15 protein-coding genes are annotated in these 12469 nt (G+C 71.5%); 7 read left to right on the top strand and 8 right to left on the bottom strand.

What is annotated here, in order from left to right; all coding sequences use genetic code 11:
• Window positions 1-30: 30 nt before the first annotated feature.
• The 3 genes from ACT53R_RS06575 (at window position 31) to ACT53R_RS06565 (ending at window position 1662) form a co-directional block, all read left to right on the top strand.
• Window positions 31-447 carry a VOC family protein gene (locus tag ACT53R_RS06575; RefSeq protein ID WP_476171045.1) on the top strand — a complete coding sequence of 139 codons (417 nt, stop codon included), beginning with the start codon at window positions 31-33 and terminating at the stop codon, window positions 445-447.
• Window positions 448-543: 96 nt separating this feature from the next.
• Window positions 544-933: a VOC family protein gene (locus ACT53R_RS06570; RefSeq protein ID WP_476171044.1), complete on the top strand. Its 390-nt coding sequence runs from the start codon at window positions 544-546 to the stop codon at window positions 931-933.
• A 39-nt stretch (window positions 934-972) separates the two neighbouring features.
• Window positions 973-1662 (top strand): helix-turn-helix transcriptional regulator, encoded by a 690-nt coding sequence (locus ACT53R_RS06565; RefSeq protein WP_476171043.1) that lies wholly within the window; start codon window positions 973-975, stop codon window positions 1660-1662.
• Window positions 1663-1673: 11 nt separating this feature from the next.
• On the opposite strand, the gene ACT53R_RS06560 is transcribed toward ACT53R_RS06565, so the two are convergent.
• Genes ACT53R_RS06560 through ACT53R_RS06540 form a run of 5 tightly spaced genes read right to left on the bottom strand, consistent with a single transcriptional unit; the run spans window position 1674 to window position 6697 of the window.
• The gene (locus ACT53R_RS06560) at window positions 1674-2408 is read right to left on the bottom strand and encodes a general secretion pathway protein GspB (RefSeq protein ID WP_476171042.1); all 735 of its coding nucleotides are present in this window, start codon (window positions 2406-2408) and stop codon (window positions 1674-1676) included.
• Between the two features lies 1 nt (window position 2409).
• Window positions 2410-4071, bottom strand: coding sequence for an ExeA family protein (locus ACT53R_RS06555; protein WP_476171041.1), 1662 nt, complete (start codon window positions 4069-4071; stop codon window positions 2410-2412).
• A 17-nt stretch (window positions 4072-4088) separates the two neighbouring features.
• Window positions 4089-4754 (bottom strand): DUF6988 family protein, encoded by a 666-nt coding sequence (locus ACT53R_RS06550; protein ID WP_476171040.1) that lies wholly within the window; start codon window positions 4752-4754, stop codon window positions 4089-4091.
• A gap of 11 nt (window positions 4755-4765) precedes the next feature.
• Window positions 4766-5725, bottom strand: coding sequence for a DMT family transporter (locus tag ACT53R_RS06545; protein ID WP_476171039.1), 960 nt, complete (start codon window positions 5723-5725; stop codon window positions 4766-4768).
• Between the two features lie 54 nt (window positions 5726-5779).
• Window positions 5780-6697 (bottom strand): LysR substrate-binding domain-containing protein, encoded by a 918-nt coding sequence (locus tag ACT53R_RS06540; RefSeq protein ID WP_476171038.1) that lies wholly within the window; start codon window positions 6695-6697, stop codon window positions 5780-5782.
• 145 nt (window positions 6698-6842) lie between these two features.
• Between ACT53R_RS06540 and ACT53R_RS06535 the strand changes: the two genes are divergently transcribed.
• From ACT53R_RS06535 to ACT53R_RS06525, 3 genes are all read left to right on the top strand, one after another.
• Window positions 6843-7313 (top strand): cupin domain-containing protein, encoded by a 471-nt coding sequence (locus ACT53R_RS06535; RefSeq protein ID WP_476171037.1) that lies wholly within the window; start codon window positions 6843-6845, stop codon window positions 7311-7313.
• Between the two features lie 66 nt (window positions 7314-7379).
• Window positions 7380-8264, top strand: a complete 885-nt coding sequence (locus ACT53R_RS06530; protein ID WP_476171129.1) for a DMT family transporter — start codon at window positions 7380-7382, stop codon at window positions 8262-8264.
• A complete protein-coding gene (locus ACT53R_RS06525; RefSeq protein ID WP_476171036.1) occupies window positions 8261-8533 on the top strand; it encodes a cyclase in 273 nt (90 codons plus the stop codon). The genes ACT53R_RS06530 and ACT53R_RS06525 overlap by 4 nt, the downstream gene beginning before the upstream one ends.
• Before the next feature lie 9 nt (window positions 8534-8542).
• Here ACT53R_RS06525 and ACT53R_RS06520 read toward each other — a convergent pair whose 3' ends face one another.
• Together ACT53R_RS06520 and ACT53R_RS06515 are read right to left on the bottom strand one after the other, a co-directional pair.
• The gene (locus tag ACT53R_RS06520; protein ID WP_476171035.1) at window positions 8543-9223 is read right to left on the bottom strand and encodes a response regulator; all 681 of its coding nucleotides are present in this window, start codon (window positions 9221-9223) and stop codon (window positions 8543-8545) included.
• A 165-nt stretch (window positions 9224-9388) separates the two neighbouring features.
• Window positions 9389-11206: a DUF885 domain-containing protein gene (locus ACT53R_RS06515; protein WP_476171034.1), complete on the bottom strand. Its 1818-nt coding sequence runs from the start codon at window positions 11204-11206 to the stop codon at window positions 9389-9391.
• Between the two features lie 113 nt (window positions 11207-11319).
• Here ACT53R_RS06515 and ACT53R_RS06510 point away from each other — a divergent pair, with 113 nt between their 5' ends.
• On the top strand, window positions 11320-11670 hold the full coding sequence (locus ACT53R_RS06510; RefSeq protein WP_476171033.1) for a GFA family protein: 351 nt from the start codon (window positions 11320-11322) through the stop codon (window positions 11668-11670).
• Between the two features lie 8 nt (window positions 11671-11678).
• Here the strand turns inward: ACT53R_RS06510 and fdhD are convergent, their stop codons facing one another.
• Entirely contained in the window at window positions 11679-12467 is a 789-nt protein-coding gene (gene fdhD / locus ACT53R_RS06505; protein ID WP_476171128.1) for a formate dehydrogenase accessory sulfurtransferase FdhD, read from the bottom strand.
• Between the last annotated feature and the right edge of the window lie 2 nt (window positions 12468-12469).

Here is a 12469-nt window from a genome sequence, read left to right as displayed (position 1 = left end):
TCCAGCCGCTGCTGACACAGGATGTCAGCAGTGACCCGCAAGACTGCGCCTTCCCTTTCCATGGAGATCGACATGCTCGCCTACGCCACCCTCGGGACCCGCGACCTCGCCCGCGCCGCCACCTTCTACGATGCCGTCCTCGCCGAGATCGGCGCCAAGCGCGCGATGGAAGAGCCCGACTACTTCATCGCCTGGGACAAGGGCGACGGTGGCGCCGGCCTCGGCATCACCTGGCCGTTCAACAAGGAACCGGCGACCGTCGGCAACGGCACGATGGCCGCGCTCGGCGCTGCCAGCCGCGAGGAAGTCGACCGCCTGTACGCGAAGGCGATCGAACTCGGCGGCACCGACGAAGGTGCGCCGGGCCAGCGCTATCCCGGCTTCTACGCCGCGTATTTCCGCGATCTCGACGGCAACAAGCTCAACGTCTGCTTCATGGGCGAGTGAGGCCGCGCGACGCATCCGCGACAGGCTGCTGACGCCACGCTGTCAGCAGCCCCCGCGCAGGATGGCGCCTCCCGACACGCCGCCCGAGGAGGCCGCATGCAACACGCCCACCGCAATGCCCTGAACTGGTTCGAGATCCCGGTCGCCGATCTCGATCGTGCGCAGGCCTTCTACGAAGCGCTGCTCGATGCGTCGCTCAAGCGCGAAGCCATGGGTCCCGAGACCACGCTCGCCGTGTTTCCGTACGCGCAGGGCGCCGGCGTCGGCGGCTGCCTGTTCGCCGGCACGCATGCGCCGTCGCCGTCGGACGACGGCACCGTCGTCTATCTCGATGCCTCGCCCTCGCTCGACACGGTGCTGGCGCGGGTCGATGCCGCCGGCGGTCGCATCGTGGTGCCGCGCACCGAACTGCCCGCGGGCATGGGCGCGTTCGCGCAGATCGTCGACAGCGAAGGCAACCGCGTCGGTCTGCACGCGCTGGCCTGACATGGCAGCATGCGGTCAGCGAGCCCGTCCCCGACTCCCATGCGCCGCGCCGACCGCCTGTTCCAGATCGTGCAACTCATCCGCGGCCGTCGCCTGACGACGGCCGCGTTCCTTGCCGAGCGCCTGGAGGTCTCGCAGCGTTCGGTGTACCGCGATGTCGCCGCGTTGCAGGCGCAGGGCGTGCCGATCGAGGGCGAGGCCGGCGTCGGCTACCGCATGCGCCGCGGCTTCGACCTGCCGCCGCTGATGTTCGACACCCGCGAGGCACAGGCGCTGGTCGCCTGCGTGCGCCTGGCACAGTCGCGCATCGACACCGTACTGGCCGCGCGCGCGGAACTGGCGCTGTCCAAGATCCTCGGCGTGCTGCCCGGCGCGGAACGCGCCGCGGCCGAGAGCCTGAGCGTGTTCGCGCCGCCGTTCGGCCCCGATGCCGCCACCCGCGATCGCCTGCAGCACCTGCGCGATGCCATCGAGACGCGGCGCAAGGTGCGCATCGACTACCTCGACCTGAAGGACGAGGTCAGCGTGCGCACGCTGCGGCCGCTGGGCTGCTTCTTCTGGGGCAACGTGTGGACGCTCGCGGCGTGGTGCGAATCGCGCGACGACTTCCGCAATTTCCGCGTCGACCGCATCCGCGTGCTGGAACTGCTGGACGAGCGCTTCCGCGACGAATCCGGTTGCACGCTGGCCGACTACATGCGCCAGTACGGCTGCGACGATTTCCCCTGACGCGCGGCGGTTCACTCCGCCGGCAGGCGCAGGCGCGCGCCGCGCCATGACAGCAGTACGTCGGTGCGGGTGATGCGCTCGACCACCACCTCGCCGGCGGTGTCGCCCTCGCGCAGCCGCTGGCCGTCGAGGATCACGAACCGGCGCTGCGGATCGTCGTTCCACACCTGCATGCTCAGCTTGAGCGCCGGCAACTGGCGACGCACCTCGGGATCGAGATCGGCGAGCGCGGTCGCGCGATCGCCGCTCGCCGCCGGCGGCGCGGGTGGCGGTGCCGGTGCCGCGACCGGCGGTGTGGTCGGCGGTGTGACGGTCTGCGCCGGTGCCTTCGTCGCCGGTGTCGCCGCAACCGACGGCATCGGCACGGGCGCCGTCACGGGCGGCGATGGTGGCGTCGCGGGCGGCTGCGGCATCGCGTCGGCGATCGATGCGGTGCCGGTGCCGACGTCCGCATCGACATTGGCGTCGGGCGTCGCGTCGACATCGCTCGTGGCGGGTGCCGCTTCGATGCCGGTGGGCGTGCCCGGCGACGCGGCCGGCGTCGCCGGCATGTCCGGGCGATGCAGCAGCAGCCACAGCGCGATCGCCGATGACACCGCGCCGAAGCCGGCCATCGCCCACAGCGGCCACGTGACGCGGCTGCGCGCCGGCGCGGGTGCCTGCGGCAGGGTCGCGAACAGGTCGGGCGTTTCGCTGCGCCGGCGCGCGGCTTCGGACTTGCGCAGGGCGTCGAGGATGAAGGACATCTCAGGGCTCCTGCGCGCTGAGCGCGAAGGCGGTGAAGCCATCGAGGCGACCGTCGCCGGTCAGCCCGTGGCGGGTCTGGAAGGCGCGCAGCGCCGCGGTGTCGTCGGGCATCGCGAGGCCCGAAGCGCGCAGACGCTTGCGCACCCAGGCGCGGGCTTCCGCATCGCCGGCGGCATGGCGTCGTTCGAGTGCATCGGGCGCGGGCCACAGCGCGAGGATTTCGCCGTTCCACACGCTCGACAGCGCGAGCCGGGTCGTGTCGATGGGGGCGCCGTCGATCGACAGGCGCACGCGATCGCCGTCGGCGCCGAGCAGCCGCGCCCACGTGACGTGCGGTTCTGCGCGCAGGTGCAGCAGCACCGGGCGATCGATGCGCAGCAGCGGATCGAGCGCGATGCGTGCGTGGAGGCAGTGCCAGCCCGGCGCGGTCGGACAGGCGTCGGGCGCAGCATCGCGCAGCGCGGCGGGCGCCTGCGTGTCGGCGAGCAGGCGACGCCACTCGCGGGTCGAGGTCGCAGGCGCGCGCTGGAGGCGTTGCAGCAGCGCGTCGCCATCGAGTGGCGACGCGGCGGATGATGGCGTCGCGAGCGCGGCGGGTAAGGTCGCAGGCGAGGCCGCATCGCCGCCGGGACGCCGCACCGCCAGCAGCGCGAGCACCGTCGCCGCCACCGCCAGGCCGCCGATCAGCGCGAGCTTCGCCAGTTCGCGGCGCGCGCCGCCGCCGCTGCCGGGCACCAGCGCCTCGTCGGCGGCGCGGTCGACGGTGCGTGCGTCGATCGTCAGCAGATCGTGCGCGTAGCCGCCGAGCAGCGCACGCTCGGCGATGATGTTGATCAGGCGCGGCACGCCGCCGCTGCGGCGATGCACGCGACGTACCGCCGCCGGCGCGAACGGGAAGCGGCGAGCACCGGCGGTGTTGAGGCGATGGCGCAGGTAGGCCTCGGTGCCGGCCTCGTCGAGCGGGCGCAGGTGGTAGCGTGCGGTGATGCGCTGCGCGAGCTGGCGCAGTTCCGGCTTCGCCAGCAGGTCGCGCAGCTCGGGCTGGCCGATCAGGATGATCTGCAGCAGTTTCTGCGTTTCGGTCTCGAGGTTGGTCAGCAGCCGGACCTGCTCCAGCGCATCGGGCGAGAGGTTCTGCGCCTCGTCGATGATCAGCACGACGCGCTCGCCCTTGGCGTAGGCCTGCAGCAGGTGCGCGCTCAGCGCATCGAACAGCGCCTTGCCGCCGGGGCGCTGCGGCGTCGCGATCTTCGTCGGCTTGCCGGCCTTCGCGCGATCGCGCTTGCCTGTCGCGGGCGCGGGCGCGGGCGCGGGCGCGGGCGACGCCGCGGCCGTTGCCGGCGCGGCGGTGACCGGCAGCCGCAGTTCCTCGCAGATCGTCTGCAGCAGTTCGACCGGATCCAGCCGCGGATTGAGCACCAGCGCGGCCTGCGTGTTCTCGGGCAACTGGTTCAGCAGCAGCCGGCTGAGCGTGGTCTTGCCGGTGCCGACCTCGCCGGTGAGCTGCACGAAACCGCCGCCGCCGCCCTGGCGGATGCCGTACAGCAGGTGCGCCAACGCGTCCCGGTGGTGTTCGCTGAGGAACACGTAGTGCGGGTCCGGCGTGATCGAGAACGGCGCCTGTTCGAGGCCGTAGAACTCCAGGTACATGCGGGCGGCCACCGGGGATTCGGGTGATTCTAAACGCTTTGTACCGGCGGCCGGGTCTCGGGTTCCCGTTCCGGTGGCAGGCAGTCCGCGAACGCGCCGCAGCGCGCCAGGATCGTTTTCTGGAGGTCGCCGCGGCCTGCGAGGATCACCTGCTGCATCGCGATCAGCACGCCGAGGCCATTGCTGGCCCGGGCGATCTGCAGCAGCAGGCCCACGGGATAGCCTTCCGCCTGTCGCACCAGCGGATGCAGGCCGGCGTGGATGAAGGAGTTCAGCGGCCCCCACGCGTAGTGCCTGAATTCGTCGAGGCGCACGCAGAGGTTCACGGCTTGCGGCACCTTCGCGAGCGCCTCCAGCATGCCGGTCGCGGTCGGCAATCGTTTCGCCGCCTGCTGCGATTCTTCCGACAGCGTTTCCGAGAGCAGGTCGATCTGCACGTCGGTGGCGCAGTGCAGGCACCAGACCGATCGCAGCAGGGATTCGTACTGCAGACGCACCAGTGCGATGGCGGAGGCGAAGTTGGCGGACTCCATCAGCATCGTCACCGCCAGCCAGTGATCCATGGCGAGGTTGGCGCCGATCGCGCCGACGCGCAGCCGCTGAGTGCCGTTCGCCAGCGGATGGTCGGCGGTGTCGTGCAGCATCTGTTGCAGCAGATGCGTCCGCTGCAGGACGCGGATGAACGTGCCTTCCATGGCGGCACCCTCTATTCGGAAATGACCTTGGATTCCGCCGTCGCCAGCGTCTCCGGATGCTCGATGCGGCGCGGACGCAGCACCAGCGGGTAGATCAGCACGGTGCCGAGGATGATGGCGACGCCGAGGTAGAACGTCGGCGTGAGTTCGCGCTGTTCGCCCAGCAGCACGATGGCGAGGAAGATCGCGTAGACCGGTTCGAGGTTCACCGCGAGCTGCGCGCCGAAAGCGGTGATGCGGCGCAGCGCCACCAGCGACAGCGCGAACGGGATCAGCGTGCAGGCCACCGCCAGCGCCAGCAGCCACAGTGCGTCGCGCAGGCCAGGCAGCACGAACGGGTCGCCGCCGAACGCGTGCGGTGACAGCAGGCCGGACACCGGCGCGAGCAGCGTCATCGTCGCGACGCCGGCGGCCATTTCGAGCGCGGTGACCGACAGCGCGTCGCCGTGTTCGACCAGCCGCTTGTTGAGCGAGCCGAACAGCGCGACGAACAGCGCCGACAGCGCGCCGGCCGCGATCCCCGCGAGCATGCCCGCCGGCACACCGCCGGCGACGAGCGCCACGCCCGGCAGTACCGCGACGCCCAGTCCGACTTCGCGCTTGGACAGGCGGCGGCCGGTCATGCGCGGCTCGACCAGCGCGGTGAACACCGTGCCCAGCGCCATGCAGGTGGCGCCGACGGAGGCGTTCGACAGCTTGATCGACGCGTAGAACGTGAGCCAATGCAGCGCGACCAGCGCACCGACGCCGGCGTAGCTCCAGCGCAGGCGCGCGGGCATCGCGCGCAGGCCGCGCCACACGCGCGGCAGCAGCAACAGCAGCCCGGCGACCAGCAGCATGCGCCACCACACCAGCGGCAGCGCAGGCAGGGTGATGAGTTTGCCGAGGATGGCGGTGAAGCCCCACAGCAGCACGCAGAGGTGGATCTGCACCCAGGCGGTGCGGGCGGAAGCGGGCGCGGCGTCGGTCATCGGCAGGGCGCGCGGAACGGGCGGCGCGCGGAGGTTCGGAGGCGGTGGCGCAGCTTACCGTGTCGGGTCGTTGCGCGCGGCTTCCGCTGCGCGCTCGCCGGCGGTGATCGCCAGCAACCAGTCGAGGAAGCGCTGCGCCGCGGGCCGCAGTCGGCGGTGCGCGGGATGCACGGCGAAGTAGCGCCAGCGCGTCGGCAGGGCGGGGCCGGGCAGCCGTTGCAGGCGATCGGTGCCGAGCCACGGCTCGGCGATCCGCGCGCGTGCCAGCACCGCGCCGAACCCACGCGCCGCGGCCTCCAGCGCGTCGGTGCTGTCGCTGAAGGTGTGGCGGATGTCCAGCCGTGCGCCGGGCACGCCGGCGGCGCGGAACCAGTCCGGCCAGCCCTGGCGCGCGAGGTCGGCCACCAGCGGCAGCGCGGCGACGTCAGCAACGGTGGTCGCGCTCGCCGCCAGCGCCGGCGGCGCGAGAGGGAACAGCGCGTCGTCCATCAGGTAGTGCGCGGTGAGTCCGGGCCAGTGGCCGGGACCGTGGCGGATGCCGAGGTCCGGGCCGTCGTCGTCGAACCGGGTCAGCGCGATCTCGGTGTCGATCGACAGGCGGAGGTCGGGATGGCGGGCGGCGAAGTCGGGCAGCCGCGGCAGCAGCCAGGTGTTGAGCAGCGAGTGCAGGGTGGTGATCCGCACCCGGTCGCGGTCGTCGCGGCCGCCGCGCAGGTCGCCCAGCGTGGCTTCGAGATCGGTCAGCGCGGTGCCGGCGGCGTCGGCCAGCCGGCGACCCTCGGCGGTCAGGGCCACGCCGCGGGCATGGCGCTGGAACAGCGACACGCCCAGTCGCGCCTCGAGCTTGCGCACGTGGTGGCTGACGGCGCTGGCGGTGAGGTGCAGCTCCTCCGCGGCGTGGGCGAAATTCTGGTGGCGGGCGGCGGCCTCGAACGCGGCGAGCGCGGGCAGCCAATCCGGGCGGAGGGGCATGGCGAGCCTCGAATCTGGCTTGTGTCTGGATGGAAAAGTATGCGCTTGTCGGCGTTTGGTGGCGGCCGATAATCGTCCGCAGACCCGCGTTCGATGATCGTCGGCATTCCCGGCGGACGGGTCGTCGTCCCCGGAGCGCACTGCCATGGCCTTGTCCGTCTCCCTCCCCGCCGCCATCGCCCGCGTTGCGCCGATCACGCCGCGGCGGTCGCGGCCGGCCGATGTCGTCCCGCTGGCCGCGGACACCGCGCCCCTCGCATTGGCGCTGGACGCCGTGCCGGCGGAGGCCGCGGGGCCCGGTTGCCTGCGGCGTCCGTTGCCGGCCCCGATCGGTGCGCGGGCCTGGCTGGTCGAACTCGCTCCCGGTGGCGTCTGGCCAAGCGATCCCCGGCGCGACACCGGGGCCGCCTATGTCGTGCTGGACGGCGAAGTCATCGACGGTGACCACCGCCACGGCGCCGGCACCTGGGTGCTGGTCCGGCCCGGCGGCCGGCATCGTCCCCACAGCGACACCGGTGCCCGGCTGCTGGGTTTCCACCTGACCGCCGAAGCCTTCCTCGGCGCTGGCGGCGATCCCGCCGCGCTGGTCGGCGAACTGCACGTCCCGCAGGGCTGAGCGCGACCCGCCGCGTCTCGTGCTGCCTTCCTCTGTCTTTGCATCCCCGGAGTCCGCTTGAACGCCATCGTCGCCGACACCTCGTCCCCGCAGACTGCGCCCGCCTGGCTGACGCCGCTGGAGATCGTCGCGCTCGGTGCGGTGTGGGGCGCGTCGTTCCTGTTCATGCGCGTGGCCGCGCCGGAGTTCGGCGCCGCGCCGCTGGTGGCGATCCGGCTGGGACTCGGCGCGCTGATCCTGCTGCCGTTCCTGTGGCGCGCCCGACGCACGTTCCCGGCGCCGCTGTGGCCGCGGCTGGCGCTGATCGGCGCGATCAACTCCGCCGTCCCGTTCACGCTGTTCGCCTGGGCCGCGCAGCGCGCGCCGGCCGGCGTCGGCGCGATCACCAATTCGATGGCGGTGCTGTTTGCCGCGTTGGTCGCGTTCCTCTTCTACGGCGAACGCATCGGCGGCCGGCGCATCGCCGCGCTGATCGCGGGCTTCGTCGGCGTGGTCGTGCTCGCCAGCGGCAAGGTCGGCGGCGCATCGATCGGCGGCCCGGTCGCGGCCGGCACGACGGCGGCGTTCCTGTACGGCGTCGGCGGCAATCTGGTGAAACGCCATCTCGCCGGCCTGCCGGCGACCGCGGTCGCCGCGGCGACGCTGAGCTGCGCGGCGTTGATGGCCGCGCCGTTCGCGATCGTGCAGTGGCCCGCGCATGCGGTGTCGGCAAAGGCGTGGGCGGCGGTGGCCGCGCTGGGCATCGTCTGCACCGGCATCGCGTTCGTCACGTATTACCGGCTGATCGCGCGGGTCGGCGCGCCGCGCGCGGCTACCACGACCTACCTCGTGCCGCTGTTCGGCGTCGGCTGGGCGTGGCTGCTGCTGGACGAACCGCTGACGCCGGCGATGGCCGTCGCCGGCGCGCTGATCCTCGGCAGCGTGATCCTCAGCCAGCGCGCGCCGCGATGAGCGCGGAGGCCGCTGCCGCGACGCCGCAGCGCCGTGTCGTGTTCGACTTCGAGATCGACTTCCGCAACGGCGGCGGCCTGCAGGGCCAGGATTTCCGGCTGGATTGGCACGATGATGCGCGAAGCGCCGACGACGTTAACGACGACGCGCTGGCCGCGGCGATCGTGCGCGACCTGCGGCTGCTGATGGTGGGCGAGGTGCGGATCCTGCGCAAACGCCTGATCGAGGAAGCGCACAAGCGGCCCGCCGCGGAGTGCGGCGAGGCCTGACGGATCGATTCAGTAGACCCCGACCGGCGGCGTGCTGGCGGTCGCGCGGCGCGGGATGCCTTCCTCGTCGAGCAGGCGCTCGATGCGGGCGAAGACCTCCGCGCGCGAGAACGGCTTCTTCATGAAGTCGTCGGCGCCGATGCGCTGCACGTAGAACTGCTCGGTGGCCTGCTGGTTGCCGCTGATCATGATCACCGGCACCTGCTTGGTCGCCGGTTCGCGGCGCAGCGTGCGCAGGGCGGCGAAACCGTCCATGCCCGGCAGCACGATGTCGAGGAAGATCAGGTCGGGGATCATCGTCCGCGCGAATTCCAGCGCGTCCTCTGCAGTGTAGGCCTCGTAGGTCTCGTAGCCGTTCTGCTGCAGCATCTTGCGCAGCACGGCGACGATCGTGGTCGAGTCGTCGACGATGAGCACCGTGGTCCCGGGACGCGGGGCGGTGCGCTGGCGCTCGCGGCGCTCGGGTCCGCCATAGCCGTCGTCGATGGCCGGCGGCGCAACCGCGGCCTCTGCGATCTGTTCCGGGGTGACCTGTTCGGCCAGTGCGTCCAGCTCTTCCGGGCTGGGTGGACGGGGCGGGGCAGGACGCGGTGAGGGCGGGGGCGGCAGCGGCTCGGCGACCGGGGTGGCGGCACTTTCGCGCACGCGCATGGCATCGCGCCAGCGTTTGACCGAATCGAAAATGCTCACGCCCGATGCTCTCCTCGAAGACTGCTTGCCCGCGTACCCCTCCCGTAAACGACATTCCAGCCCATGGGCGGACGGCGGAAGCATAGCCGCCCGGCCCGCAGGGGCCAAGCCCGCGGGTCGGGAGCGGTCGCTCCGGGGGGGCGGCCGGGAGGCCCGGCCGGGGTCTCAGCGGATCGGTTCGTCCAGCATCATCTCGCGGACGAAGCGCACCGGCGGGGCGCCGTAGGACAGCACCTGGTCGTGGTAGGCCTTCAGCTGGAACCGGTCGCCGAGCTTCTTCTCCATCGCGTGGCGCAGGTCGAAGTGCTCCTGCACGCCGACGAAGTAGGTCGGCAACTGGGCGCTGGTGAGCTGGGCACGGACCCACTTGCCCGCGGCCTCGCGCTCCTGCTGGAACGTGCGGCGGGTCATCAGGTCCATCGCCTGTTCGCGGGTCCACCCGTCGACGTGCACGCCCTGGTCGAGGATCGCGTTGGCCACCGCGCGCAGGTAGAACTTGTAGCGCACCAGATGGAACAGTGGATCGTTGTCGAGGTAGCCCTGGTCCATCATCAGCGACTCGGTGTAGACCGCCCAGCCCTCGGCGAACATGCCCGAGCGCAGCACGCCGCGTACCGTCGACGGATGCCGCGCCGAATGCGCGCCTTCCAGGTAGTGGCCGGGCATCGCTTCGTGGATCGACAGCAGGTGGATCATCCGGCTGTTGTATTCGCGCAGGAACGAGTCGGTCTGCGCGTCGGTCCAGTCGTCGGGGATCGGCGAGATCGCGTAGTACGTCTTCAGGCCCTTGTCGAGCGGGCCGGGCGAATCGCAGTAGGCGACGGCGACGCCGCGCTGGAATTCCGGCATCAGGATCACGTCCACCGGATCGTCCGGCACCGTCACCAATTCGTGCGTACGGGTGAAGTCGGTGGCCTGCGCCAGCGCGGCCTTCGCCGAATCCACGACCTTGTCGCGCGCCGGGCGCTCGGCGTAGGCCAGTTCCAGCGCGGCCTCGATCGCCTTTTGCTGCTGCGCCTCGGTCGGCTTGGCCGGCAGTTCCGGCGCGTTCGGCTTGTCCTTCAGCACCTGGCGGGCGATGTCGTACATCGTCGCGCGGACGCGGACGATCTCGGCCTCGGCGCGGCGCTTGATCTCGGCGCGCGACAGCGACGACATCAGCGCGAAGCGCAGCTTCTGGTCATAGAGCTTCGCGCCGATGCGGAAGTCGCCCTTCGCGTTCGGCACCAGCGTGCCGTCCAGCCACGTCTGCTGCTCGGCCACGGCCTTGCGCAGGTTCGCGACCGCGGCATCGAGGCGGGCGCGATCCGCGCCCTGCAGCTGGTCGGCGTTGGGCAGGATGAATTCCTCGACCAGCGACATCACGCCGCCGTTCTGCTTGGCCACGGTCTCGGCGTGGATCTTCGGCACCCGCGCCGGGTCGAGGTTCTTGCGCATCTGCGCGAACAGCGCCGGCAGCTTCTCCATGCGCGCGGTCGCGGCCTTCAGCCGCTCCGGCATCGGCGCGAAATCGCGCGCCATCAGGCTGTAGATCGCGCCGCCGGCGAGGCCGCCGTACACCTGCGGATCCCACGCCCAGCTCTGCCCGGTCTCGATGGACCACAGGTCGTACTCGATCGCGTTGCGCACGATCGCCGCATCGATCTGGTTCTCGCGCGACAGCGAGGCGACGTCGATGCCGTCGAGTTCAGCCAGCATCCTGCGGTCGAACACGGTCGCCTTCGTCAGGCCCGCGGCGCTGAGGTCGTCGAGTTCGGTGTCGAAGCGATGGTCGCCCTGCTGGGTGGCGTTGACCGGGCTCAGCGCCAGCGAACCGTCGAGCCAGCGCTTGCTGAAGTCGGCGAAGCGGGCGTCGGCGGCGGCATCCGGTGGGGTCGAAGCGGTCATCGGCGCGGTCCTGGCGGCGGGTTCGTGGGCGGATGCGCCGGCCGCGACGGTGAGCGCGGCGGCGAGCAGGGCAGTGGCGAGCGGAGCGAGGCGCATGGAAACGATCCGGAGGGACGAAAGCGCCGAGGATAGGCCGCCGCCGGCGGTCGCGCATGTGCCGAAGGGCCGCTACAGTGTGACCTCCCCTGGCGTGTCGGAAGGAGCGGGCCATGTTGCATCGCGGCAGCTGTCATTGCGGTCGGATCGCGTTCGAGCTGGAAGCCGACATCGGCGATGTCGTCGAGTGCAATTGCTCGCTGTGCCGGCGCCGCGGCTGGCTGCTGGCGTTTTTCCCGCTCGACGCGCTGCGCGTGACCAGCATCGAAGGCGACTGGACGACCTACCGCTTCAACCAGCACCGCATCGACCATCATTTCTGCCCGACTTGCGGCGTCGCGCCCTTCAGCGAAGGCGTTAACCCGGTCAGCGGCGCGAAGGTCGCCGCGGTCAACGTGCGTTGCCTCGACGGCATCGACATCGGCGCACTCACCATCAAGCCGTTCGACGGCGCCAGCCTGTAGGCCTTCGCTCAGGAGATCCGTTCCCGCGCACTGTAGACATTCATCCGTCCGTCGCGAGCGAAGGCGATGAGCGTGAGGTGCGCGGCCTCGGCCTGGCGGATCGCGAGGTCCGTCGGTGCCGACAGCGCCGCGACCACGGCGATGCCCGCGCGCGCAGCCTTCGCCACGATCTCGTACGACGCCCGCGAGGTGACGGCGAGAAAGCCGCTGCCGACCTCGATGCGCGGCGTCGCGCGATGCAGTGCGCCGATCACCTTGTCGACCGCGTTGTGGCGACCGACGTCCTCGCGAACGAGCACGTCGTCGCCGAGCACGAAGCCTGCCGCGTGCGCGCCGCCGCACTGCGCGTTCAGCGGCTGCCGCCGTGCAAGCGCGGCGAGTCCGGCGTGGATGCGTGTCGCGTCGAGCCGCGGCCCGGTGCCGACGCGCGGCAACGGACGCACCGCCGCCTCCAGCGATTCGACGCCGCACAGGCCGCAGCCGCTGCGGCCTTCGAGATTGCGGCCGCGGCCTTCCAGCGCGTCGAAGCGGCGCTGCGGGATCGCGGCATGCAGGGCCACGCCGCGTTCGCTGCGGACGATGTCGACGAGCGCGAATTCGCCAGCGTCCTCGACGATGCCTTCGCTCAATGCGAAGCCGAGCGCGAAGTCCTCCAGGTCGGTCGGCGTCGCCATCATCACCGCGAACGGCAGGCCGTTGTAGAGCAGCGCGACCGGGGTTTCCTCGATCACCGCTTCGTCGCGCGGCGTCGCCGTGCCGTCGGCGACGTGGAGCGCCGTGTGCGTGCGCAGGCCCATGG

It is taken from the genome of Lysobacter sp. DMC104, assembly GCF_056313665.1.
This window is presented reverse-complemented; position numbering and strand designations above follow the sequence as displayed.

Bases quoted from the DNA above. Each gene is read 5' to 3' on its own strand.
- ACT53R_RS06515 (WP_476171034.1), bottom strand. From the start codon at position 11,206: ATGCGCCTCGCTCCGCTCGCCACTGCCCTGCTCGCCGCCGCGCTCACC.
- ACT53R_RS06540 (WP_476171038.1), bottom strand. From the start codon at position 6,697: ATGCCCCTCCGCCCGGATTGGCTGCCCGCGCTCGCCGCGTTCGAGGCC.
- fdhD (WP_476171128.1), bottom strand. From the start codon at position 12,467: ATGGGCCTGCGCACGCACACGGCGCTCCACGTCGCCGACGGCACGGCG.
- ACT53R_RS06535 (WP_476171037.1), top strand. From the start codon at position 6,843: ATGGCCTTGTCCGTCTCCCTCCCCGCCGCCATCGCCCGCGTTGCGCCG.
- ACT53R_RS06525 (WP_476171036.1), top strand. From the start codon at position 8,261: ATGAGCGCGGAGGCCGCTGCCGCGACGCCGCAGCGCCGTGTCGTGTTC.
- ACT53R_RS06510 (WP_476171033.1), top strand. From the start codon at position 11,320: ATGTTGCATCGCGGCAGCTGTCATTGCGGTCGGATCGCGTTCGAGCTG.
- ACT53R_RS06550 (WP_476171040.1), bottom strand. From the start codon at position 4,754: ATGGAAGGCACGTTCATCCGCGTCCTGCAGCGGACGCATCTGCTGCAA.
- ACT53R_RS06565 (WP_476171043.1), top strand. From the start codon at position 973: ATGCGCCGCGCCGACCGCCTGTTCCAGATCGTGCAACTCATCCGCGGC.
- ACT53R_RS06570 (WP_476171044.1), top strand. From the start codon at position 544: ATGCAACACGCCCACCGCAATGCCCTGAACTGGTTCGAGATCCCGGTC.
- ACT53R_RS06545 (WP_476171039.1), bottom strand. From the start codon at position 5,725: ATGACCGACGCCGCGCCCGCTTCCGCCCGCACCGCCTGGGTGCAGATC.
- ACT53R_RS06560 (WP_476171042.1), bottom strand. From the start codon at position 2,408: ATGTCCTTCATCCTCGACGCCCTGCGCAAGTCCGAAGCCGCGCGCCGG.